This window comes from Actinorhabdospora filicis (assembly GCF_030269765.1).
Taxonomy (GTDB): Bacteria; Actinomycetota; Actinomycetes; order Mycobacteriales; family Micromonosporaceae; genus Actinorhabdospora; species Actinorhabdospora filicis.
The window spans coordinates 2,109,031-2,131,301 of sequence record NZ_BSTX01000001.1 but is presented as its reverse complement, the minus strand read 5'-3'; the positions used below and the strand labels follow the sequence as shown (position 1 = coordinate 2,131,301).

Sequence of the window (22,271 nt, the reverse complement as noted above, 5' to 3'; positions counted from 1 at the left end):
TGTCAGTCCTTCCGGGTGACGGCGCTGATGACATTGAGGAGCGGGCCCATGAGGGCCTCCACGCTGGTCTGGTTGGCCGACTCGGCCTTCCGGTAGTTCTCGATCAGCATGGTGGTCTTGGTGTTGGCGGCGGCGATGGCCGCCTTGAGCTCGGCCAAGCGTGCCAGGAGCTCGGCGAGCAGGCGGGTGTGCTCGGTGATGATCGTCTGTGCCTGCGGGAAGGAGCCCAGGCCCTGCGCGGAAGCCGGGGAGACCTGGTTGTGCGCGGTGACGACCCTGGCGTCGAGACGTTCGAAGGTGGGCTGGAACGCGACGATCCGGTCGACGTGTACGTCGAACGGGTTGTCGCCGCTGGCGGATGGGGGCGCCATCGGATACCTCCACTGATCCTGCGTTGTCCGCATAGGATAGTGAAAGTCCGTCCACATAGGAAGAAGTAAGTTACCGCGACGTACTTTCTTCGCCGTCAGGTCGCGAACCCGTCATGAACCCACCGGTTTCAGCGCCGCCGCCTGAGAGAGTTCGGGACCGGTGGGCAGCAATGCGAGCAGGGCGGACGGTATCGGCGTGGGCGTGAGTTTCGTATAGCCGAACGCGGTCAGCGCCTCCGGGCTCAACCCGAACTTCCAGCCCTGATCGGTGACCAGATACACCGTTCCGCCGGGTGCCTCCGGTGTCGGCTCGGCGCGCACCAGCGCGCCGTATCCGCCCGGCAGCCACACGTGGTCGGCGGTGGCGGTCTTGTCGTCCCCGATCGGCGCCACGGTCGTCTGCATGGACAGATTCGCAGGTACCGGGGTGTGCACGGCCAGCGACAGCGCGCCGTCGCGGTAGACGGCGCAGACCGCGACCGTCCCGCCGTCCAGGCCCTCGCGGACGGTGGGGCGCGCCTGCGGGAACCCGGCCGGCTCGATCACCGCGGCCGAGATGTTGGCCGTCACCGTCGCGGTGGCCAGCTCGACTTTCTTTGTTCCCAGCAGTTCGGCCGACAGTTCCCCGATCGGCGCCAGGCCGTCCTCGACCAGCGTGTAGAACTTTCCATTGTTGGTGAAGACATCGCCGATCTTGTAGTCGGCGCCTTCCAGATTGCGGCCCGAACCGCCTTTCTGCGGGATCTTGACTTTCAGGTCCGGGCCCGTGGTCAGCGCATTCACCAGCACGTCGTCGACGCGAACCGCGCGTTCTTTCGCGGTGCCCAGCGCGGGCAGGCCATTGGCCTCGATCAGGTACTTCACCGCGCCCAGAACGAGGTAGTACTCGCCGCCGTTGGACAGCACCAGGCCCTGCCCGCCGAGGTCGGCCGCCGGTGGCGGGGGAGCGCCGATGAGGACGTAGGAGTCGCGCGAGGTCGGGTCCACCGGGTCCGGCGCGCTGCACGTTTGCCAGGGCAGCGAGACGAACAGGTCGGTGGTCGGCAGGGCGTCCGGGGCGTCGCGGATGCCCAGGGTCCGCCCGCGCGGGGTGCCCTTGAGGGAGGCCTGGTGCACCGAGTGGACCTTGCGGTCCCCATTGGACACGATCAGCAGCGCGGTCGCGTAGTTCTGCACCGGATGCAGCTCGCCGCCGGCGTAGACGTAGCGGGTGCCGGTCTCCTCCTCGATGATGATCGCGCCCTCCTGCTTCCAGGAGGTCGCGCCCGAGGGGAACAGCAGGCCCACCACCCAGAAACCGGCGAAGACCAGCACGAAGATCATCGCCCCGGCGAACACCGCGATCCCGGCGCGGCGCATCGGCAGGTCCAGGGTCTCCGGCTCGCCGCTGATCATCGCCGAGATGATGCGCCGGACGATGAAGCGCTGCGCCTGTACCTGTTCGCGTTTCGTTCGCATCGGACCGCTCCTTGAGGTCTTCCCTCGCGTGGTTCGTGCCGCTAACGTGGCGCACGCCAGGATGTCAGAGCTTTCGCACCTTTAGGGACCCGGTCGCCGATGACTTCTAACAATCCGGTCGCTCCGGTGCCGTCGACCGGACGGCCCTCGCGCGTCGGCCCCATCGCCGTGGCCCAGGTGGTGGCCGTGGAGATCGTGGCGGCCTCGCTGCTGTTCGTCAAGGGCATGACGTGGATCTGGCTCGCGGCGGCCGTCGCGGTCGCCGGGGTCGCCGCGTTCGGGCGCACGCGCGGCGTCCTGTGGTACGTCCGGCTGCTGCGGTGGCTGCGGCTGAAGGCCCGCAACCGCGCCGATCGCAGGCGACCGGCCCTGGCCGGGAGCCTGGCCACCGGCCTCGAACTGTCCACCGTGGCCGAACGCGGCATGGTGCTCGGCGTGGCCTTCGATGGGCGCGGCTGGTTCGCCGGGCTGGCCGTGGACTCCGACGAGCCCCCGCACCTGGCCTTCGGTGTGCTCTCGGGGATCCTGCTCGGCAGCGGCGCGCCGGTCTCGTCGGTGCAGCTGGTGACCCAGACGGTGCCGCTGTTGGCCGCGCCCGCGCCGCCATCGTCCGAAGAGGACGATGACGGGATCACCGTCGAGTGGCGCTTCGCCGGTGACGACGACACCGACACCCAGATCATGAACGGCCTGCCGCTCTTCGCCCGCCGCGACGCGTGGTTCACCGTCCGGCTGGACGTGCGCGGGGCCGCCCGCATCGCCGCCGAGCGCGGCGGCGGGGCCGTCGGCGTCCGGCGCGCCCTCGGCGGAACCGTCGGGCGGCTGATGAAGGGCGCCAAGCAGGCCGGGGTCAGCCTGCGCCCGCTGGACTCGGCCGGGTTGACCGAGGCGCTGCGGGAGTCGCTGGGGGCGGAGACGACGATGACCGGCGATGACGCCGAGACTGCCCTTACCGGCGATGACGCCAAGATCAGCGAGGACTGGCGCTCCTGGCGCGTCGGCGGGCTCTCGCAGGCGGTGTTCACCCTGTACGGCAGGCTGCCCGGCGTCGAGGAGCTGCGTCGACTGTGGATGGACGTGGCCGAGCTGGAGTCGCAGTTCTGCGCGGTGTCGATCTCGCTGCGCCGGGCCAGCGACCGGCCGGTGGAGAACCGGCTCTCGGTGCGCTGCCTCGTCCGGGTGGCGGCCGCGCACGACGAGCTGGACGCGCTGGCGGCGGGCCTGACCAAGCTCGCCGTGGACAACAAGGTGAAACTCAAGCGCAGCAACGGCAGACACGGTCCGGCGGCCTACGCGTCGGCGGCTAGCGGCGGGATCTGGTGATGAGCGAGGAGACCGGCACCCAGGAGCGGACGCGTCCCGACTGGGGCTTAGAGCCGCCGCAGTGGACGGCGGAGGACCCGGCGGTGCTGGGCAGCGCCGCCGACGAGGACGCCCGGGTGGAGGCCGCGCCGGAGCCGGTCGAAGACTCCACTCACAAAGAGGCCTGGCGCTCCGAGGCGGCCAACCCGTGGAGCCTCGACGAGGAGGACGACGACCTCGCCCCGCCGGTGGTGGGCGGCGACTGAACACACTCCACTGTGGAGTGATATGCGGTCGCGTATGCGCGACGGGACTGTGGTGCGGTGCATCCATCGGTAGCGTCCGGCGCACCGATACATCACCATCACATCACGGGGAGTGATCATGAAGACGATCGGAAAGCTCGGTGACCTCCTGGTCGCCAGGTTGATCCCGCGCGCCACGGCCGCCGCCGGGCCGTGCGAGCCCGTCTGCAACTACCACTGCGAGGGCATCCGGCTGGTCAAGTGCTGCCGCGACCGCTGCAGCGGGCAGGACCTCGGCTGCGACACCGTCAGCCGCTGCTAGGACCCGTCCCCGGCCCGGGCCCTGGCGGGGTCCGGGCCGCTTCGCGTCCGCTCAGCCGTTGACCGTGCGGATCGCCCAGTACAGGTTCCACACCCACGCGGCCATCGGGATCACCGCGACCACCAGCAGCAGTTCGAGGATGTCCACGATCCGGCCCCAGATCGGCGAGACGCGCTTCCCCGCGACGCCGAGGGTGTAGGACAGCGCGACCACCGCGAGGAACAGCGTCCCGCCCAGCAGCCCGGTCATCCGGTTGTCGCCGAGCCCCGTCCACGCCTCGATCCCGAGGGAGACCAGCCCGGCGGTTCCGGCCAGCAGGAACGGAAGCCGCTGCCGGATGGTCAGGAACACCCGGGCCCGCATCAGGCACAGCGCGGTGAGCAGCCCGGCCATGATCGTGGCGGGCAGCGTGTTCCCGAGGGCCAGCGCGAGCATCGCCGCGGCGGCCACGATCGCCACGGCGGTGAGCATTCCGGTGAGGTGCTGGTCGGCGCGTTCGCTGCGGACCAGGGCGATCTCGCCGTCCACCTTCTCGCCGTCCTGGCGCAGCTGCTGCGGCGACTTGGGGACCGTTGGCATCGGCAGCCGCGAGATCCGGAAGGACAGCATCGGCAGGGCGGGGACGAAGGCCACCGCGATCGTGGCGACCGCCGCCCCGGCCTCGGCCGGGTTCGCGCCGAGCAATGCCGAAAGCGCGCCGGACGCGGTGAGCGCGGCCCCGCACATGGCCGCGCACAAGAAGACCGGCGCGTAGGGGATCACCACGATGCCGCAGAGGACGGCGAAGACCGTGGCGACGGCCCCGGCCGCCATCACCCGGGGGCCGCTGATCCCGGTGAGCGCGGGCAGGTCGCCGAGCAGCAGCAGCCCGGCGATGAGTCCATAGGGGAGCGAGAGCAGGCCGACGATCGCGGCCGAGGCGGCGTTGCCCAGCGCGCGGGCCAGGATCAGGGCCGCGCACAGCATCAGCCCGCCCACCCCGAGCGCCGACCACAGCGCGGTCGAGGTGCCGGTGAACAACAGGGCGGCGGCCCCGGCGAGCAGCGCCGCCGCGGCGAAGACCGTCCCGAAGACCTTCGACGTCTCGGTCCGCCAGCGGCCGACCCGCTCGTTGGTGGCGGTGGCCATGGCGTCGATGACGTCGTCGAAGACCGCCTCGGGACCGGCCTGTACGAAGGGCGTGAAGTAGAGCTCCTCACCGTCCACAATGCCCAGCTGGGCGGGGGTGAGATCGGCGTCCAGGGGCGCCTTCCCCAGCCGGGACAGCACCCAGCCGCCCTGCGCGGCGCCGTCCTCGACGAGGTCCTCCCCTCGTGGCCCGTCGGCGGCGTGCTGGAGCAGGTCCGACAGTAGATCGGACAGCGGCACGTGCCCGGGGAGCGCGACGTCCATGCGCGTGTGCGGGGCGACGATGGTGACGAGACACAGTTCGCTGGCGAGGGTCATCGGCCGCGGGCTCCTTGCCGGGGAGGGAACGCGGCCGAGAGTACCGGTACGAGCGCAAAAAGGGGAGTTCCGCTCCGGGACACATTGGACGGCCCGATCCTTCTCTTTGCGTCTCTACCCGCATCCGCCCAAAGCCACTACTATGCGCCTCACCCCCATCCCCCGGAGGCTTCCCCATGGGCACCGTCGTGTTCACGCGACCACCCCGCCGCAAGGGCCCCGCCATGCCCGGCGGTGAGCTGCTGCTCGAACCTCCGCCGGACCTGCCGACGCCGACCCAGCGCAGCATGGGCCAGTACCTGATGCTGCTGCCGATGGTGGCGATGGTCGGCGCGATGGCGTTCATGTACGCCGGGCGCGGCGGCGGCACCATGATGATGGTGATCGGCGGCCTGTTCGGCGTGTCGATGCTGGGCATGTTCGCCGGTTCCTTCCTGTCCTCGGGCGGGGACCAGAAGGCGGAGCAGACCATCCAGCGCCGCGACTACATGCGCTACCTCGCGCAGACCCGCCGCCAGGTGCGGCGCGCGGCCTCCCAGCAGCGCAAGGCGGTGCTGTGGCGGCATCCGGCGCCCGGCGTCCTGTGGTCCTTCGTGCACTCCTCGCGGCTGTGGGAGCGCCGCTACGGCGATCCCGACTTCGGCGAGGTCCGGGTCGCGATCGGGCGGCAGCGGCTGGCGGTGTCCATGACGCCGCCGGAGACCAAGCCGGTGGAGGACCTGGAGCCGATGAGCGCGCTGGCGCTGCGGCGCTTCGTCCGCGCCCACGGCAACCTGCCGAACATGCCGATGGCGATCCAGTTGCGCGCCTTCCGGCGGGTGGTCTTCCGCGGCGAGGACGACATCGCGCGCGGCCTGATCCGCGCCATGCTCTGCCAGGCCGCCGCCTTCCACTCCCCGGCGGACCTGAAGATCGCCGTGGTCGCCGGTCGCGGCACGCTTCCCGAGTGGGAGTGGGTGAAGTGGCTGCCGCACGCCCGCCACGACCGCGAGATCGACGCCCTCGGGCAGCGCCGGCTCATCGTGGAGTCGATGACCGAGCTGGAGGAGATGCTGGCCGACGAGCTGGCCAACCGCTCCCGCGCCGCCGGTGACCAGGGCGCCTTCACCGACCGTCCACAGGTGATCGTGGTCTCCGACGGCGGAGACGTCGACGCCGACTGCGACCTGGCCGGGACCGGCCTGGCGGGCGTGACCGTGCTGGACCTGTCCGGGCTAGTCCCGCGCCACCCCGGCGACTGGCTGCTGCGGCTGGACGTCGAGCCCGACGCCGTCCACATGGGACTCAAAGGCCGCACGAGCCTGCTCGGCGTGCCGGACGCGCTCAGCCCGGCGCAGGCCACCGCCGTCGCCCGCCGCCTGGCGCGCTACCGCCCGTCCCTGGTCACCAGTGCCAGCGAGCCCCTCGCCGTCTCGGCCGAGCTGCCCGACCTGCTCGGCGTCGGCGACGTCGGGCACCTGGATCCGCTGGCGATCTGGCGGCCCAACCGGCCCACCGCCGACCGGCTGAACATCCCGCTGGGCCTGGATCCCGACGGCGCCAAGATCTTCCTGGACCTCAAGGAGGCCGCGCAGGGCGGCATGGGCCCCCACGGGCTCATCATCGGCGCGACCGGCTCGGGCAAGTCGGAACTGCTGCGCACGATCGTTTCCGCGCTGGCGATCACGCACTCCTCGGAGGAACTCAACTTCGTCCTGGTCGACTTCAAGGGCGGCGCCACCTTCGCCACATTGGACAGACTGCCGCACACCTCGGCCGTCATCACCAACCTGGAGGACGAGCTCCACCTCGTCGACCGCATGGCCGACGCGATCGCCGGTGAGATGACCCGGCGGCAGGAGCTGCTGCGCGCGGCCGGGAACTTCGTCTCCCAGCGCGACTACGAGAAGGCCCGCCGGGCCGGGGCGGACCTGTCCCCGCTGCCCAGCCTGCTGATCATCTGCGACGAGTTCTCCGAGCTGCTGTCGGCGAAGCCGGAGTTCACCGAGCTGTTCGTGATGATCGGCCGCCTCGGGCGCTCCCTCGGCGTCCACCTGCTCCTGGCGTCCCAGCGGCTGGAGGAGGGCAAGTTGCGCGGCCTGGACAGCCACCTGTCCTACCGGATCGGCCTGCGCACCTTCTCGGCCATGGAGTCCCGCACGGTTCTGGGCGTGGCCGACGCCTACGAGCTGCCCCAGGCGCCCGGGCACGGGTTCCTGAAGATCGACACCGCGACGATGCTGCGGTTCCGCTCGGCCTACGTGTCCGGGCCCTACCGCGGCTCCGGCGCCGACGCCACCGGCGGGATGTCCACAAGGGACCAGGTGCAGGACTTCACCGCCGCCTACGTCGCCCCGCCCGCCGACCTGCTGCCCAGCGGCCCGATCCCGGTGTCGAGCGACGAGCCGGAGAACCCCGACGACATCGTCAAGAACTCCATGCTCGCCGTCATCACCAACCGCCTGGCGGGCAAGGGCGTCCCCGCGCACAAGGTCTGGCTCGACCCCCTCGACGAGGCCCCGCCGCTGTCGGAGCTCTACCCGCTGCTGCACCCCGACGAGGAACGCGGCCTGCATCCCCTCGGCTGGGACGGGGGCACGCTCTCGGTGCCCGTCGGGCTGGTCGACCGGCCCTACGAGCAGCGCCGCGACATGCTCACCGTGGACGTCTCCGGCGCCGGCGGCAACGTCCTGGTCATCGGCGGCACCCAGTCCGGCAAGAGCACCGCGCTGCGGACCCTGATCACCTCGCTGTCGCTCACCCACACCCCCCGCCAGGTGCAGTTCTACTGCCTGGACTTCGGCGGCGGCACCCTGCGCCCACTGGCCGACCTCCCGCACGTCGGCGGCGTGGCCGGACGCCGCCAGGTCGACCAGGTCCGCCGCACCATCGCCGAGATGGCCACCCTCCTCGACGAGCGCGAGGCCGTCTTCGCCGAACACGGCATCGACTCGATGTCCTCCTACCGCGAACGCAAGGCCCGCGGCGACTTCGCCCACGACCCCTTCGGCGACGCCTTCCTCGTCATCGACGGCTGGCCCACCATCCGCTCCGACTTCGAGGACCTGGAAGACGAGATCCTGGTCATCGCCCAGCGCGGCCTGGCCTTCGGCGTCCACCTCATGTTGGCCACCAACCGCTGGACCGACATGCGCGCCGCCCTGCGCGACCTGCTCGGCACCCGCCTCGAACTGCGCCTGGGCGACCCGACGGAGTCGGAGATCGACCGCAAGGCCGCCCGCAACGTCCCCGATCGCGCCCCCGGACGGGGACTGTCACCCGACGGGATGCAGATGCTCGTGGCCCTGCCCAGAGTGGACGGACGCGGCGGGAGCTTCGACCTGGCCGACGGCGTCCGCGATCTGGTCACCCGCACCGCCAAGGCCTGGCACGGGCTGCCCGCGCCCGCCGTGCGGCTGCTGCCCGCCCGCGTGGACCTCGCCGAGGTCGTCCCGCCGGTCACCTCGACGGTCGTCCCCATCGGACTCAGCGAGAGCCAGCTCGCCCCGATCGGGCTGGACCTGCAGGCAGAGCCGCACTTCTTGGCCTTCGGCGACGGCGAAAGCGGAAAGACGAATCTGCTGCGGATGCTGGCCGGTCAATTGTCACTGCGATTCACCCCCGCGCAGGCCAGGTTTCTCGTCGTGGACTACCGCCGGACACTCCTCGGTGAGATCAGTAAAGAGCACCTCGCCGGATACGCGGCCAACACCGAGGAGGCGGTGAATTTGATGCGGAACGCCAATGAGGCCATCCGTATCCGCCTCCCCGGCAGCGATGTCACCCCCGAGCAACTGCGCGCCCGCTCCTGGTGGAGCGGCCCCGATCTCTATGTGTTCGTCGACGACTACGACATCGTCGCCGGTGGATCGCAGAATCCGATCATGGAACTGCAGGACCTCCTCGCGCAGGCCCGTGACGTGGGCCTGCACCTGATCCTGACCCGCCGCATGGGCGGCGCGTCCAGGGCCATGTACGAACCGGTGATCCAGCGACTTCGCGAACTCCAGTCGCCCGGACTGCTGATGTCGGGCAGCAAGGAGGAGGGCCTGCTCCTCGGCGACATCCGGCCGGTCCCGCGCCCACCCGGCCGTGGGACGCTGGTTCGCCGCTCCGGTAACGAATTGATCCAGCTCGCGTGGTCTCCTCCCAGGCACGGTGAGTAAGTCCACTTTGGACCTTCCATTGTCGACTCGACTTCGATAGTGTCCCTACGACCGAGTAGCGCACCCGGATGACCATCCGTACCCGATGGCTCACGAAGTGCGCACGTGATTCCAGGAAAGGTCGACACATGGCTGAGGTGAATATCCTCGTCGATCACGCGTCACTGGCCAAAGGCTCCGCGGACATGCGGGACGCGATCGAGCGCGTCAAAGGTCAGCTGGCGAAAATTCGCGGTGACGTCTCCGCGTCCCAGGCGTTCTGGGCCGGCCCCGCTTCCGGCGCCTTCACCGTCCTGATGGGCGAGTTCGACGGCAAGGCCAACAAGCTCCAGTCCGTCCTCGACACCATCGCCAACCTCGTGGACAAGTCCTCGGCCAACCACCAGGCCAACGAGGACGAGCAGAAGCACAATGCCAACTCCCTCCTGTCCGTCCTCCACGGCGGCTGAGCCCTACCACCCCAGAAAGGGAGCAGATGGAGATCATCAAAGTCTCGCCCGGCGAGCTCGACTCGTTCGGACTGCGGATCAAGACGTCCTCGCAGGAACTGCAGGCCATCCTGGACGAGCTGCGCGGCAAGCTCGACGCGATGAACTGGTCGGGTAACGACCAGCAGAACTACGAGATCCAGCGGGCCGAATGGACCCGGACGGTGACCGGGCTCAACGAGCTGCTGAACCGGATCGGACAGACGGTGCAGCTGGCGAAGTCGAACTACTCGGGGACGGAAGGCGCTAACGCGCGGATGTTCGCTTAGGTCGGCTGGTTTGCCGGCTGGTTGCCCAGCTGGTTTGCCGGCTGGGTTGGCCGGTTCGTGTGGACTGCCGCCCACCGGTGGTCTTGCCCCCGCCCAGTGCCCTGGCATGATTGGGTGGGGGCTTTTTTGGGGGGTTTGGGGGGTAGCCCCAGCCCCAGCCCCAGCCCCAGCCCCAGCCCCAGCCCCAGCCCCAGCCCCAGCCCCAGCCCCAGCCCCAGCCCCAGCCCCAGCCGTCGCGAGCCTCGCTACCACACCCCCCGTTGGCGCACCTCTCCCGTCACCCTCACCCCGGGCTCGGGCCGCTGCACTCCCTGTCCCCCCTCACGGATCGCCCTCATCCGATCGCCTGCGTTGGCGGTGGGGTCCCATCGCCGTCTGGCCTGGGCTTTCAGCCCTTGCCCCGACCAGGACGCTGTCCTGGACCTGGGCCTCTCTCGGAAGGGGGCTTCGCCTTGGGTTGCGGGCCGTTGTCCACGGGCTTAGGGCATGGTCGGGCTTGTTTTGGGTTGGTCTTTGCGTGCGGTGGTGCCCTTCGTCGGTCGGCCCCGGCACCATAACGACGAACCTGGGGGTGTCAAGACGGAAGAGCGTGTCTTGACACCCCCAGAACCCTCGTTACCAATTCCTTTACGGCCGACCGACGAAGGACCCCACCACCCGAAGCCGGCATCTGCGCTATCGCGCCAGCTTCCGTGGGGCACCCTCAGCTGCACGGGCCGACACCCACCCAACCCACACGCTCCGCCCGCCAACCCACTTGGCCCACCCCGCTCACCAACCCGCTTGGCTCACCCCGCTCACCACCCCGCCCGCTCACCCACGCTGCCCACCCGCTTGCCCATCTCTGCCCGCCCCACCCACATCGCCCGCCCTAACCGCTCGCCCGCCTCAGCCCGCCCCGCCCTGCCCCCGCCGTGCGGTTCTCGCCCCGCCTTGCCCGGCCGCGCCTCACCACCCACACTCCATCCCGCCCGCCGCCCGCCGCCCGCCGCCCGTCACCTGGCCGCTTGCCCCTTGTCCCTCGCTCGCCGTTCGTCCCGTGCTTCCGCGTGCCCGCACTTCTTGTTCCCGCCCCGCCGCACACGCCCGCCTGGGGTCGCCTCACCCCGCGTGGTCCCTCTCACGGGCACGCTCTCGCCGCTGTCGGCTCTACCCGGCTCGCACGACCCGAAGCCTTCGTCGAGCCGGTCGAGCGGCACGCCGTTCCGTTCTTCCTCTCCCCCTCCGCTACGCCGCTACGCCTTCCACCCTCGTCGTCTTCCTCGCGGTACCACGAATCGCACCACCAGCAGTGCTCCCACCACTCCTGCCGCAGCTCCCGTCAGGGCGAGTGCCCTTCCTCTTGCCGTTGCGCCGGGGTCGGTTTGTTCTGCCGGGGCCACCGCTGGTTGTGCCGATCGTGATTCCTGGGTCGTGGGCATGACGGTTGTGACTGCGCGGTAGGGGTCTATTTCTCCCCAGCCGACGAGGGGGTTCCAGCCTTCTGCGGGGTGGGTTGCCGTTGCGGTGATGCGTTTGGCCACTTCGTCGGGTTTCATGCCGGGGTAGTAGCTGCGGAGGAGGGCTGCGGTTGCCGATACGTAGGGGGCGGCGAAGCTTGTTCCGCCTTCGGACAGGCGGCCGAAGCCGCCGCCTGCTGGTGCCGGTCCGTCGATTTGTTCGCCGGGGGCGGCGATGTCGACGTAGGGGCGTACTGAGCTCGTGTCCACGTGGGTGCCGGTGGGGGAGAGGCCGGCGACGGCTATGACCGTTTCGTAGGCGGCGGGGTATTCCTTGGCGCCTTGGACGCCGCTGTTTCCGGCGGCGGCTACGACGACTACGTCGTGGTCGTAGGCGTATTGGATCGCCTGTTCCAGGGCTGGGGTGGCGATGGCGGTGAGGGAGAGGTTGATGACGTCGGCGCCGTCTTGGACTGCCAGTCGGATGGCGTCGACGATGGGTTTGGTGCTGTCCTGGCTGGAGGAGCGTTCCATGTCCTGGATGACGCGGTACGAAAGGATCGTGGCGTCGGGGGCGAGGCCGTGGAAGGGCGAGGATTCGGTGTCGCTGGCGGCGATGATTCCGGCGACGATGGTGCCGTGGGAGGCCAGGTCGCAGCGGGCGCCGAGTTTGTCGCCGGCCATGTCGACGGCTTTGACCTTGCCGGCCAGGAGGGGGTGTTCGCCGACGCCGGAGTCGATGACGGCGACTTTCACGCCGGCGCCGCGGGTGAGGGGCCAGACGCGTTCGGGTTGGAGGCGCTGGAGGGGCCAGGGGACGTGGGATAGGGGTGTGGTGCGGCTTTCGGCTTCGCACTTCTCGGCGGCGAGGGCTGGGGAGGAGGGGGCGGCGCCGATCAGGACGGCCGAGGTGAGGGCCGTGAGGGCGGCGGCTGTGGCGGCGGAGAGGCGTCCGCGTCGGTGCTGCATGGTCCACCTTGGATGGAACGGGCCGGTCTCGCCCGATCCTGGCGCAGTGGCCGGGGAGGGGCAAGACCGGCCCGCGCCGGTCGAAGCGGTCAGTCCTGGGTGCCGCGGGGGACGCGGTCGTAGTGGCCGGTGATGATGTCGGCGAAGTGGCCGCGGGCGACGTTGGTGCCGTCCCAGTAGCCGGAGTGGCCGCCGGGGGAGGCGGGGAAGACGCGGCCGCCGTAGTCGGAGTCGATGGGGTCGTTGCCGTGGATCTGCGCCACGAAGCGGATCGGGTCGTCGGGCGCGCGGGTCGCCCACACGTGATCGGCGCGGATGCCCTGATAGGACGAGGCGTCGCCCCACAGGCCCGCGCCGCCGCCGGGGCTGGCCACCGACACCAGGTTGTCCACCTCCACGTTGTAGTGGTTGGCGGTGTAGCCGATCGCCGACGCGCCATAGGAATGGCCCATGAGCGTGTTGATCGACGGCGGGCCCTGGTGGGTGGCGCGCAGACCCTGCTGGAACGAGGCCAGATCGTCGGCGGCCGACTTGTAGTAGCTGGACGACATCGCGTTGGGGAAGACCTTGTCCGGCGCGTCGTAGCCCAGCCAGGTGATCGCCGCCGTCTTGCGCGCCGGGTCGGCGGCGGTGGCGTCGGCCTGCATCCACAGTGCACGGTTGACGTCGCCGTCGATGCCGGGAACGTCGGCGGTCGTACCGGGCACGTAGGTGACGATCGAATCGGCGGTGTCGGGGTTGCCCACCGAGATCACCGCCTGGCCGTCGGCGGCAGAATCGTAGTTGAGCAGGTACATCCGCTCCTTGGAGCCCTGGAGGTCGGTGCGCGCGAGCTGGTGGTCCAGGCTGTCCAGGTTGGCCTTGCGGGCGTCGAGGTCCTTGAGCTCGCGGTTGACCTCGCCCATCTGGTAGGCCTGCGCGGACGTGAGGCTCCCGTCGGGGGACTTGAGTTCGGCCAGCCGCCCCTCCAGGAACTCGCGGCGGGTGCCGATGAACTCGCGTTCGCGGCCGATCGCCAGGCGGTTGGCGGTGTCCCGGGTCTCGGCGGGAACGCCGTCGAGGGAACCGATCTGCTTCGGCTCGGTGTCGACCAGGTGCTGCCGCTGCTCCGGAGAGAGCCCGTCCCACCAGGCCTTGACCTTGCGGGGATCGGTTCCGCGCTGGGGGATCGAGCTGGAACCGGGGGTCACGTTGGACGCGGTGGGCAGCACCAGCGAGTTGAGCGCCGAGGCCGCCTGCCGGTCGGCGGAGTTGGCGCGCATCAGCGCCTGCCGGATCAGCTGGGCCGCCTCCATCGCGCGCTGCTTGGCGTGCTGGACGACCTCCGCCGAGGGGCGGGGACCGAAGGCGGCCCAGTCGACCTGGATCGCGCCGTCCTCGCCGACCCGGCCCGGGATGGAGTTGGCCAGCTCCACACCGCGCTCCAGGGTGCGCTTGGCGAGGTCGATCTCGTTGGAGAAGAACGCGACCACGTCGTCCAGGCGCCCGTAGGAGCGCGCGGCCTGCTGATAGGAGCCCTCCTGCGCCGCCAGCTGCACGTCGGCGGCCGAGGCGTCGCGGCCCTGCCAGCCGCCGGCGAGGTTACGCCGCCACCGGGAGGTGTCGGCGGCGTACTGCTCCATCTCGCGGGACACGCGGCGGGCACTGGTGGCGGTGTTCTCCAGGTGCGAGGTCTGCGCCGCGCGCAGCTGCATGAAGGTCACCATCACGGCCCCAGCAGAGTGGTCAGGGCATTGAGGTTGCCGGTGAAGTTGTCGGCCTGCGCCTTCTCGTTGGCCTGGTGGGCGTCGGCGGCGCGGTTGACGTTGGCGGCGGTCTCCTGCGAGTCGGCCGCCAGCCGCGAGGTCTGGCGGTGCAGCTTCTCCACCGCCGACTTCAGCGCCGCCATGGTCGCGAAGCCCTCATTGCCCTGGGAGCCGAACTCCAGGGAGCCCTTCTCCCGTTCTAAATAGTTCTGCGCGTCCATGCCGATAGTGCGTACCTTCATGCCCGCGCGCCGCATCTGGGCGACATCGACTTCCATGCCAGAAAATCCCTTCATTTGGACACGACAGTGGCCACTGTAGAGGGACGGAAGTGACGATGGAAGGGATACGAAGCGTCCATAATGGAGAACTACGTGGCGGTAGCCTCACGTCGCGCGGTGAATTCGGCCTCCTCTTTCTCCTTGCGGGCGATGCCCTCGCGGCCGTCGTAGGTGACGAAGGACCGCAGCCACAGCGCCAGCGCGCCGGTCCCGACGATCGTCATCACGCCGCCGAAGATCACCGAGCCGCCGATGCCGAAGAGCTTGGTGGCCGCGCCCGCCTCCAGGTTGCCCAGGGTCGGGCCGGACAGGTAGGACAGCTGCTCGATGCCGGCCAGGCGGCCGCGCAGCCGGTCGGGGATCGTCTGGTTCCAGATGATGCCCCGGAACATGCCCGAGATCATGTCGGCGCCACCCGCGACGGCCAGGCACGCCAGGGCCGGCCACAGGTTCGGTGAGAGCCCGAAGCCGAGGATGCCCAGGCCCCAGATCCCGGCCGCGACCAGGACCACCAGCCCGTGCCGGTGGACGCGCCCGGCCCAGCCGGAGGTCGCCGAGGCCAGCAGCGCGCCCGCGGCGGGCGCGGCGTGCAGGAGCCCCAGGACCTGCGGCCCGCCGAACTGCAGGGCCAGGAACGGGAACAGCGCGGTGGGGATGCCGAAGAACATCGCGTTCATGTCGACCAGGTAGGTGCCCAGCAGCTCGGGGCGGCGCTTGGCGTAGCGGAGCCCTTCGAGCACCGACTTCACGCTCGGCCGGTCGGCGTCCGGTGGCGGCGGCACCGCCCGCACCAGCGCCAGGCAGGCCAGCGACACCGCGAAGGTGGCCAGGTCGATGGCGTAGACCCAGGCGAGGTGGACGTGGGCGAGCATGAACCCGGCGATGGCGGGCCCGGCGATCGCCGAGACGTTCCAGTAGGTCGACTGGAGCCCCGACACCGCCGGGATCTCGTGCGGCTCGACCAGACGCGGGATCAGCGAGTCGCGGCTGGGCCGGGCCAGGCCCGCCAGCGCGGTGGTGAGGGCCGCGATCACGTACAGCGCCCACAGCTGCGGTTTGCCGACCAGTGAGTTCAGCAGCAGCAGGCCCGTCAGGCCGGTCAGCGCGACCTCGCACCACAGGACGAGCCTGCGGCGGTCGACGTAGTCGGCCAGCGCGCCGCCGATGAACGAGGTGAACAGCAGCGGCACCAGCTCGCACAGCCCCAGCAGGCCCACCAGGACCGGTGACTGGGTCATCTTGGCGACCTGGAACGGGATGACGACGGTGGAGATCATCGACCCGAACGCCGAGATCGCCGAGCCGGTGTAGTAGAGCCGGAAATCGCGGCGGCGCAGCGGGCGAAGATCGAGTGTGAACAGCGGCACGGGGGGAGTCTGGCGTCAAGGACGCGTCAGGGCCAGAGGTTTTACCGTGCGCCCGGTCACTGAGACACCGGTCATATGAAGAAGGAGCCCCGGCATCGCCGGGGCTCCTTTGAAGCGTACGGACGGACTAGCCGCCCAGGCCGCGCGCGTCCTGCTTCAGGGCCACGTCCACGGTCAGCGCCGAGGCGATGACCATCGACAGCATCGGGTCCTGGAGCGGGCGGTGCAGCTGCACGACGTAGTTGTCGGCGTTGGTGAACATCGTCTTCAGGACGCCCTCGAAGGTCTTGGTGATGCGGGCGACCTCGGCGCCGGTGTGGTCGACGATGGCGAAGTTCCAGGCGCGCCAGTTCTCCGCGCGGATCTGGCCGATCTCCTGCCCGTTGACCAGGAAGGAGAAATTGATCTTGCCGAACACGTTGTTCTGCTTGATCTCGCCGATGGTGCCGCCGTTGCCGGCCTGCACGATGATCTTCGACTTGAAGATCTTGGCCGGGCGCGTCAGGTAGAGCAGGGGCTGCCCGTGGCCGTCGCTGACCTGGAACTTGTGCGTGAAGAACTGGTCATAGGAGCCCAGAAACCGCACGACCTTCTTGAACGCGTTCTGGCCGATCTGCTCGACCTTGGCGATCTGCTGGCCCTGCTGGTTGAACACCGAGTACTCGGTGGACACCTCGATCAGTTTGGTCTTCTGGTTGACCACCAGCACCGGCTCGGAGAAGATCGTCCCGCCGCCGGCCGCGATCGGGCCGACACCGGCCTGCTGCTGCACCTGGCGCTGGATCTGCGAGGCGTCGTGGCCGCCGGAGACGTCCAGCTCGGCGATCTTCTCCAGCGAGGACGCCTGGCGCTGCTCCGGGGGACGGGTGTTGTTGGTCCACTGGGTGCCGTCCCACCAGCGCAGCTGCCCGCTGCCACTCGGGTCGGGATGCCAGCCTGGGGGGTTAGCTCCGCTCATGGCAGCAGAGTGTATCGACCCGGTCAACCCGCCGGCACACCGCTCACCTGCCGCGTCAAGCCGACACGCCACGTTCACCGAAATCGGTGACCCGCGTTTCGCCCCGGCCGCCCCACCGGACGGCGGGCGAAAAAGAGACCCGCGCCGAAACGACGCGGGCCCCTCGTCCCCACACCATCGTGAGGAATGGGATCAGTGGCCACCGTGCTCGGCGGCGTGCTCCTTCATGCGCTCCACCGAACGGCGGATCTCCGCCTCGGCCTCGGTGCGCCCCACCCACGAAGCACCCTCGACGCTCTTGCCGGGCTCCAGGTCCTTGTAGACCCGGAAGAAGTGCTCGATCTCCAGCCGGTCGAACTCCGGCATGTGGTGGATGTCGCGCAGGTGCTCGGCGCGGGGGTCGGACGCGGGAACGCACAGGACCTTGTCGTCCTGCCCCTTCTCGTCCGACATGCGGAACATGCCGATCGCGCGGGCGCGGATCAGGCACCCCGGCACGGTCGGTTCCGGCACCAGGACGAGCGCGTCGAGCGGATCCCCGTCCAAGCCGAGAGTGTCATCGATGAACCCGTAATCGGCCGGGTACTGCGTGGCCGTGAACAGGGTCCGGTCAAGACGGATACGACCGGTCTCGTGGTCGATCTCGTATTTGTTCCGGCTCCCCTTGGGGATCTCAATGGTGACGTCGAACTCCACGGCGTCTCCTCGCGCACATCGTTGGGCCTGTATACACCAAGTAGTCTTGCCTAGCCATGCTCACAGCGTCGAGGAGACCCCCGGGTGACGAGCGCAATCTCATACAAACGCCGAACGGCGGCCCTCCTCGGACTATCCTTGACGCTCCTGCTGAGCGCCTGCACCCAGAGTGATGCCACCGGCACCATCACCTTCGAGGCCGAACCGGGACCGGCCGCCGCGCTGAACCCGCCGTCCGGAACGGACAAACCCACCAAGGACGGCATCGGCGCCGCACTGGCCCCCGCGATGACCTCCATCGGCTTCGACGCCGCCGTCGTCGGCCTCGCCGTCCACGACGCGGCCACCGGCGAGCTCCTCTACGGCTCCGGCGACGGCGTGCCGCTCATCCCCGGCTCGACCAACAAGATCGCCATCGCCTCGGCGATCCTGGCCACCCGCGGCCCCGACTACCGCATCCCCACCCGCGTGGTGAAGGGCGCCAACCCCGGCGAGGTCGTCCTCATCGGCCAGGGCGACCCCACACTCTCGGCCGACGGCAATGGCTACTACCCCGGCTCGGCCAGCCTCACCGACCTCGCCGGACAGGTCAAGAAGGCCCTCGGCGACCAGCAGATCACCACCGTCACCTTCGACACCAGCGCCTTCAGCGGCGACGGCCTCGCCCCCGGCGTCGACCCCCTCGACGTCACCGCCGGCTGGACCGCCCCCGCCACCGCCCTCATGACCAACGGCGCGCGCATCACCGTCAACCCCGGCGACGGCACCGCCGGCGCCCAGCGCCATGACGCCGGCGTCCCCCGCTTCGACGACCCCGCCGCCGCCACCGCCAAGATCTTCGCCACCGCGCTCGGCGCCCAGGCCCGCATCCAGCCCGGCCGCGCCGACCCCTCCGCGCAGGAGCTCGGCGTCGTCCACTCGCCGCCCATGCGCCGCCTCATCGAAGAGACCGTCATGGCCAGCGACAACATCGTCGCCGACATGCTCCTCAAGCAGATCGCCCTCGCCAAGGGCCTGCCCGGCTCCTTCCAGGACGGCGCCAACGCCGTCGCCCGCGTCTTCGGCGAACTGGGCCTGCCCGCCGAGCAGATCCACATCGTCGACGGCTCCGGCCTGTCCTACGACAACAAGGTCACCGCCGGATTCCTCTCCGCCCTGCTCGCCAAGGCCGCCGGACCCGGCCACCCCGAGCTGCGGCCCGTCTTCGCCGCCCTCCCCGTCGCCGGGTACACCGGCACCCTCGACCAGCGCTACGGCCACGAGCAGACCCTCGGCGGCAAGGGCCTCGTCCGCGCCAAGACCGGCACCCTCGCCGAGGTCTCCGCCCTGGCCGGCTCGGTCCTGGACGCCGGCGGCCGCGAACTCACCTTCGCCGTCCTGGTCAACAAGCGCGGCAACATGTTCGAGGCCCAGCACACCCTCGACCGCATCGCCACCGCCCTGGCCGGATGCGGCTGCCGGTGACGGCGGCCGAACGCGCCCGCGCGCTCCTGCGCGAACGCACCGTCCACGCCGGGGACCGCATCGCCACCCTCCACTGGTGGCGCGACCCCGAACTCCTCGCCCTCCTCGGGCCCGCGCTCGCCGAACTCGTGCCCGCCGACACCGACGCCATCGCCGGGGCCCAGTCCTCCGGCTACCTCCTCGGGCCCCTCGTCGCCACCCACCTCGGCCTCGGCTTCATCGGCGTCCAGAAACGCCCCGAAGCCGACGGGACCATCACCCTCGCCGTCGCCGAGGGCATGATCCGCCCCGGCGAGCGCGTCCTCCTCGTCGACGACCTCGTCGACACCGGAGCGCAGGCCGCCGCCGTCCGCGGCCTGCTCATCCACCACGGCGCGACCTGGCTCGGCGTGGTCGCCCTCCTGGCGCTGTGCCCGCCCGACGTCGCCGAGGACCTCGGACTGGTCGCGCTGACCTGACCGGCATGCGTACGGTTGACCGCATGACGCAGTTCGTGGACTGGGAGCTGGCCGCCCGAACCGCCCGTTCCCTCGGCAAGACCGGGCCCGCCGTGACCTTCGAGGAGGCGGCGGCCATCGTGGCCGACCTGCGCCGCCTCGCCGACGAGGCCGCCGGGCACGTCGCGGCCTTCACCGGGCTGGAAGGCGGTGGCTCGCCCGTCCGCGTGGTCGACCGGCCCGACTGGGCGCGCGCCAACATCGACGGCCTGGCCAGGGTCATCGAACCGCTCGCCGACAAGCTCGCCGGGAACCCCGGGCCGCTCACGCGCGCCCTGGGACCGCGCGTGACCGCCGTCCAGGCCGGGACCGTCCTCGCCTACCTCTCCGGGCGCGTCCTGGGCCAGTACGAGATCTTCGGCGGAGCCGAAAAAGGCAAGCAGAGCGGCGAGGAGAAGGGGCAACTGCTGCTGGTCGCCCCCAACATCCTGGAGAGCGAGCGCAAACTCGAAGCCGACCCCCGCGACTTCCGCCTCTGGGTCTGCCTCCACGAGGTCGCCCACCGCACCCAGTTCACCGCCGTCCCCTGGCTCCGCGAGCACTTCACCGCCGAGATCGCCGCCTTCGCCGACGCCTCGGGACCCGACGAGGAACCCTGGACCGAACGCGTCTCCCGCGCGGTGTCCGCCATCGCCGAGGCCACCCGCGACAACGACGGCGGCGGGGTCATGGACGCCGTCATCACCGAGGGCCAGAAGGCCATCGTCGACCGCATCACCGCCCTCATGACCCTCCTCGAAGGCCACGCCGAGTACGTCATGGACGGCGTCGGCCCCGAGGTCATCGGCACCGTCGCCCAGATCCGCGGCAAGTTCGACAAGCGCCGCTCCGCCGGCAACCCCATCGAGCGCGTCATCCGCCGCCTCCTCGGCGTCGACATGAAAATGCGCCAGTACGCCGAGGGCCGCGCCTACGTCGAAGCCGTCGTCACCCGCGTCGGCATGGACGCCTTCAACCGCGTCTGGACCTCCCCCGAGACCCTCCCCACCCGCGCCGAACTCGCCGACCCCGCCGCGTGGATCGCCCGGGTCGGCCCCTGATGCCGCCGCTGCCGCGCGCGGTCGCCCAGACCCGCCTCGCCGTCCGCCGGGCCCTGTCCGACCTCGACCCCGGCCGCATGGTCATCGCCGCCTGCTCCGGCGGGCCCGACTCGATGGCCCTGGCCGCCGCCACCGCCTTCGTCGCGCCCCGCCTGGGCCTGCGCGCCGGATTCGCCACCATCGACCACGGACTCCAGGAGGGCTCGGCCGCGCGCGCCGCCGAGTTCGCCGAATGGTCCCGCCATCAAGGCTTCGACCCCGTCGAGATCATCACCGTCGAGGTCGACCCCAGCGACGGCGGACCCGAGAACGCCGCCCGCTCGGTCCGCTACGCCGCCCTCGACGACGCCGCCGAACGCCACGACGCTGCCGCGGTCCTGCTCGGGCACACCCGCGACGACCAGGCCGAGACGGTCCTGCTGGCCCTGGCGCGCGGCGGCGGCCCCCGCGGCATCTCCGGGATGCCCGAACGCCGCGGCCACTACCGGCGCCCGCTGCTCGACCTGCCCCGCGAGGTCCTCACCAAGGCCTGCGCCGAACAGGACCTGCCCACCTGGGACGACCCCCACAACGCCGACCCCGCCTACCGGCGCAGCGCGCTGCGGGCCCTCATGCCCGCCCTCACCGAGGTCCTCGGGCCGGGCCTGAGCGCCAACCTCGCGCGCACCGCGCGGCTCGTCGCCGACGACAACCGCGTCCTCAACGGCCTCGCCGCGCGCCTCACCGCCCGCGCCGCCGGGAGCGACGCGAGCCTGGACGTGGCGGCGCTCGCCGGGCAGCCGAGGGCGCTGCGGACGCGCGTCCTGCACACCTGGGCACGGCTGCTGGGGGTGCCGGGTTCGGGGCTGAACCACGGGCACGTGAGCGAGCTGGACCGGCTCATCACCGACTGGCACGGGCAGGGCCCGGTGCAGCTGCCGGGGAGTAGAGAGGTGCGCAGGGTCGGGACGCGCCTGGTGGGCGGCCCGGTCCTGTGAAAGATCACGTCCCCCGACGTGGCCGGGGGACGTGAGGACGGTTCCGATACCGGGTCGGAGCCGGGGCTAGCCGCGCGAGTAGACCTCGGGCTTGAGCACGCCCAGGAACGGCAGCTCGCGGTACTTCTCCGCGTAGTCCATGCCGTATCCGACGACGAACTCCTGGCCCATGTCGAAGCCCACGTACTTGACCGGGAGCTCGACCTGCATCGACTCGGGCTTGCGGATCAGCGAGACCACTTCGAGGCTGGCCGGTCCGCGCCCGTTGAGGTAGCGCAGCAGCCACGACAGGGTCAGGCCGGAGTCGACCACGTCCTCCACGACCAGGACGTGGCGTCCGGCGATGTCGCGGTCGAGGTCCTTGAGGATGCGCACGACGCCGGAGGAGGTGGCGCGCTGCCCGTAGGAGGACAGGGCCATGAACTCCAGCTCGACCGGCACGGAGAGGGACCGGGCGAAGTCGGCCATGAACATGACCGCGCCCTTGAACACCCCCACCAGCAGCAGGCCGTCGGTGTCGGCGTAGTCGGCTGAGACCTGCCGGCCCAGCTCGGCGGTCTTCTTGGCGATGTCATCGGCGCTGAAGATGACTCGTTCGATGTCGTCGGCGTACCACTCGGCCGTCATGGTCACCAGCCTGCCAGGCGGCCCCGCGATCTCCACGGCGTACCCCGGGCATCCTTCATCACATCGACCGCGAATAATGGTGTGTTAAGCACCAGGGTGGTGAACGCCGCAGGCGGCAGACGGTTGCAACGGTGTAACGTCGAATGGCCGGACCACCGGTGCGGT

Annotated in this window: 20 protein-coding genes; 10 read left to right on the top strand and 10 right to left on the bottom strand. The window is 70.5% G+C overall.

The window, feature by feature from the left end; all coding sequences use genetic code 11:
• Positions 1 to 2: 2 nt before the first annotated feature.
• Entirely contained in the window at positions 3 to 371 is a 369-nt protein-coding gene (locus QSK10_RS09970) for a hypothetical protein (RefSeq protein ID WP_285662345.1), read from the bottom strand.
• Between the two features lie 111 nt (positions 372 to 482).
• Positions 483 to 1,829: a type VII secretion protein EccB gene (gene eccB / locus QSK10_RS09965; protein WP_285662344.1), complete on the bottom strand. Its 1,347-nt coding sequence runs from the start codon at positions 1,827 to 1,829 to the stop codon at positions 483 to 485.
• A gap of 99 nt (positions 1,830 to 1,928) precedes the next feature.
• Between eccB and QSK10_RS09960 the strand changes: the two genes are divergently transcribed.
• From QSK10_RS09960 to QSK10_RS09950, 3 genes are all read left to right on the top strand, one after another.
• Positions 1,929 to 3,152, top strand: coding sequence for a type VII secretion protein EccE (locus QSK10_RS09960; RefSeq protein ID WP_285662343.1), 1,224 nt, complete (start codon positions 1,929 to 1,931; stop codon positions 3,150 to 3,152).
• Positions 3,152 to 3,397, top strand: coding sequence for a hypothetical protein (locus QSK10_RS09955; protein WP_285662342.1), 246 nt, complete (start codon positions 3,152 to 3,154; stop codon positions 3,395 to 3,397). The genes QSK10_RS09960 and QSK10_RS09955 overlap by 1 nt, the downstream gene beginning before the upstream one ends.
• Positions 3,398 to 3,515: 118 nt before the next feature.
• Complete coding sequence (locus QSK10_RS09950; protein WP_285662341.1) at positions 3,516 to 3,698, top strand: hypothetical protein; 183 nt, start codon at positions 3,516 to 3,518, stop codon at positions 3,696 to 3,698.
• A gap of 51 nt (positions 3,699 to 3,749) precedes the next feature.
• Here the strand turns inward: QSK10_RS09950 and eccD are convergent, their stop codons facing one another.
• Positions 3,750 to 5,144 carry a type VII secretion integral membrane protein EccD gene (eccD, locus tag QSK10_RS09945; RefSeq protein WP_285662340.1) on the bottom strand — a complete coding sequence of 465 codons (1,395 nt, stop codon included), beginning with the start codon at positions 5,142 to 5,144 and terminating at the stop codon, positions 3,750 to 3,752.
• A 176-nt stretch (positions 5,145 to 5,320) separates the two neighbouring features.
• Here eccD and eccCa point away from each other — a divergent pair, with 176 nt between their 5' ends.
• The 3 genes from eccCa (at position 5,321) to QSK10_RS09930 (ending at position 10,046) form a co-directional block, all read left to right on the top strand.
• A complete protein-coding gene (eccCa, locus tag QSK10_RS09940) occupies positions 5,321 to 9,289 on the top strand; it encodes a type VII secretion protein EccCa (RefSeq protein ID WP_285662339.1) in 3,969 nt (1,322 codons plus the stop codon).
• 128 nt (positions 9,290 to 9,417) lie between these two features.
• Positions 9,418 to 9,738 (top strand): WXG100 family type VII secretion target, encoded by a 321-nt coding sequence (locus QSK10_RS09935; protein WP_285662338.1) that lies wholly within the window; start codon positions 9,418 to 9,420, stop codon positions 9,736 to 9,738.
• Between the two features lie 26 nt (positions 9,739 to 9,764).
• Positions 9,765 to 10,046: a WXG100 family type VII secretion target gene (locus QSK10_RS09930; protein ID WP_285662337.1), complete on the top strand. Its 282-nt coding sequence runs from the start codon at positions 9,765 to 9,767 to the stop codon at positions 10,044 to 10,046.
• 1,235 nt (positions 10,047 to 11,281) lie between these two features.
• On the opposite strand, the gene mycP is transcribed toward QSK10_RS09930, so the two are convergent.
• From mycP to QSK10_RS09900, 6 genes are all read right to left on the bottom strand, one after another.
• Complete coding sequence (gene mycP / locus QSK10_RS09925; RefSeq protein WP_285662336.1) at positions 11,282 to 12,454, bottom strand: type VII secretion-associated serine protease mycosin; 1,173 nt, start codon at positions 12,452 to 12,454, stop codon at positions 11,282 to 11,284.
• 89 nt (positions 12,455 to 12,543) lie between these two features.
• Positions 12,544 to 14,148, bottom strand: coding sequence for an alpha/beta hydrolase (locus QSK10_RS09920; protein WP_285662335.1), 1,605 nt, complete (start codon positions 14,146 to 14,148; stop codon positions 12,544 to 12,546).
• Positions 14,149 to 14,159: 11 nt separating this feature from the next.
• Positions 14,160 to 14,477 carry a type VII secretion target gene (locus QSK10_RS09915; protein WP_285662334.1) on the bottom strand — a complete coding sequence of 106 codons (318 nt, stop codon included), beginning with the start codon at positions 14,475 to 14,477 and terminating at the stop codon, positions 14,160 to 14,162.
• A gap of 92 nt (positions 14,478 to 14,569) precedes the next feature.
• Positions 14,570 to 15,847, bottom strand: a complete 1,278-nt coding sequence (locus tag QSK10_RS09910) for an MFS transporter (RefSeq protein WP_285662333.1) — start codon at positions 15,845 to 15,847, stop codon at positions 14,570 to 14,572.
• Between the two features lie 127 nt (positions 15,848 to 15,974).
• Entirely contained in the window at positions 15,975 to 16,805 is an 831-nt protein-coding gene (locus QSK10_RS09905) for an LURP-one-related family protein (protein ID WP_285662332.1), read from the bottom strand.
• Between the two features lie 192 nt (positions 16,806 to 16,997).
• Positions 16,998 to 17,501, bottom strand: a complete 504-nt coding sequence (locus tag QSK10_RS09900; RefSeq protein WP_285662331.1) for an inorganic diphosphatase — start codon at positions 17,499 to 17,501, stop codon at positions 16,998 to 17,000.
• 138 nt (positions 17,502 to 17,639) lie between these two features.
• On the opposite strand from QSK10_RS09900, the gene dacB reads away from it, so the two are divergent.
• From dacB to tilS, 4 genes are read left to right on the top strand one after another with little or no spacing between them, the layout of a single operon-like run.
• Positions 17,640 to 18,965 (top strand): D-alanyl-D-alanine carboxypeptidase/D-alanyl-D-alanine endopeptidase, encoded by a 1,326-nt coding sequence (dacB, locus tag QSK10_RS09895; RefSeq protein ID WP_285662330.1) that lies wholly within the window; start codon positions 17,640 to 17,642, stop codon positions 18,963 to 18,965.
• A complete protein-coding gene (locus QSK10_RS09890; protein ID WP_285662329.1) occupies positions 18,950 to 19,423 on the top strand; it encodes a phosphoribosyltransferase in 474 nt (157 codons plus the stop codon). Before dacB ends, QSK10_RS09890 begins: the two co-directional genes overlap by 16 nt.
• A 23-nt stretch (positions 19,424 to 19,446) precedes the next feature.
• On the top strand, positions 19,447 to 20,502 hold the full coding sequence (locus tag QSK10_RS09885) for a zinc-dependent metalloprotease (protein WP_285662328.1): 1,056 nt from the start codon (positions 19,447 to 19,449) through the stop codon (positions 20,500 to 20,502).
• Positions 20,502 to 21,479, top strand: coding sequence for a tRNA lysidine(34) synthetase TilS (tilS, locus tag QSK10_RS09880; protein ID WP_285662327.1), 978 nt, complete (start codon positions 20,502 to 20,504; stop codon positions 21,477 to 21,479). The genes QSK10_RS09885 and tilS overlap by 1 nt, the downstream gene beginning before the upstream one ends.
• A gap of 66 nt (positions 21,480 to 21,545) precedes the next feature.
• Here the strand turns inward: tilS and hpt are convergent, their stop codons facing one another.
• Entirely contained in the window at positions 21,546 to 22,106 is a 561-nt protein-coding gene (gene hpt, locus QSK10_RS09875) for a hypoxanthine phosphoribosyltransferase (RefSeq protein WP_285662326.1), read from the bottom strand.
• Between the last annotated feature and the right edge of the window lie 165 nt (positions 22,107 to 22,271).

Bases quoted from the DNA above. Each gene is read 5' to 3' on its own strand.
- tilS (WP_285662327.1), top strand. From the start codon at position 20,502: ATGCCGCCGCTGCCGCGCGCGGTCGCCCAGACCCGCCTCGCCGTCCGC.
- eccCa (WP_285662339.1), top strand. From the start codon at position 5,321: ATGGGCACCGTCGTGTTCACGCGACCACCCCGCCGCAAGGGCCCCGCC.
- QSK10_RS09890 (WP_285662329.1), top strand. From the start codon at position 18,950: ATGCGGCTGCCGGTGACGGCGGCCGAACGCGCCCGCGCGCTCCTGCGC.
- eccD (WP_285662340.1), bottom strand. From the start codon at position 5,144: ATGACCCTCGCCAGCGAACTGTGTCTCGTCACCATCGTCGCCCCGCAC.
- eccB (WP_285662344.1), bottom strand. From the start codon at position 1,829: ATGCGAACGAAACGCGAACAGGTACAGGCGCAGCGCTTCATCGTCCGG.
- hpt (WP_285662326.1), bottom strand. From the start codon at position 22,106: ATGACGGCCGAGTGGTACGCCGACGACATCGAACGAGTCATCTTCAGC.
- QSK10_RS09920 (WP_285662335.1), bottom strand. From the start codon at position 14,148: ATGCAGCTGCGCGCGGCGCAGACCTCGCACCTGGAGAACACCGCCACC.
- QSK10_RS09950 (WP_285662341.1), top strand. From the start codon at position 3,516: ATGAAGACGATCGGAAAGCTCGGTGACCTCCTGGTCGCCAGGTTGATC.
- QSK10_RS09960 (WP_285662343.1), top strand. From the start codon at position 1,929: ATGACTTCTAACAATCCGGTCGCTCCGGTGCCGTCGACCGGACGGCCC.
- QSK10_RS09930 (WP_285662337.1), top strand. From the start codon at position 9,765: ATGGAGATCATCAAAGTCTCGCCCGGCGAGCTCGACTCGTTCGGACTG.
- mycP (WP_285662336.1), bottom strand. From the start codon at position 12,454: ATGCAGCACCGACGCGGACGCCTCTCCGCCGCCACAGCCGCCGCCCTC.
- QSK10_RS09885 (WP_285662328.1), top strand. From the start codon at position 19,447: ATGACGCAGTTCGTGGACTGGGAGCTGGCCGCCCGAACCGCCCGTTCC.
- QSK10_RS09905 (WP_285662332.1), bottom strand. From the start codon at position 16,805: ATGAGCGGAGCTAACCCCCCAGGCTGGCATCCCGACCCGAGTGGCAGC.
- QSK10_RS09970 (WP_285662345.1), bottom strand. From the start codon at position 371: ATGGCGCCCCCATCCGCCAGCGGCGACAACCCGTTCGACGTACACGTC.
- QSK10_RS09915 (WP_285662334.1), bottom strand. From the start codon at position 14,477: ATGGAAGTCGATGTCGCCCAGATGCGGCGCGCGGGCATGAAGGTACGC.
- QSK10_RS09955 (WP_285662342.1), top strand. From the start codon at position 3,152: ATGAGCGAGGAGACCGGCACCCAGGAGCGGACGCGTCCCGACTGGGGC.
- QSK10_RS09935 (WP_285662338.1), top strand. From the start codon at position 9,418: ATGGCTGAGGTGAATATCCTCGTCGATCACGCGTCACTGGCCAAAGGC.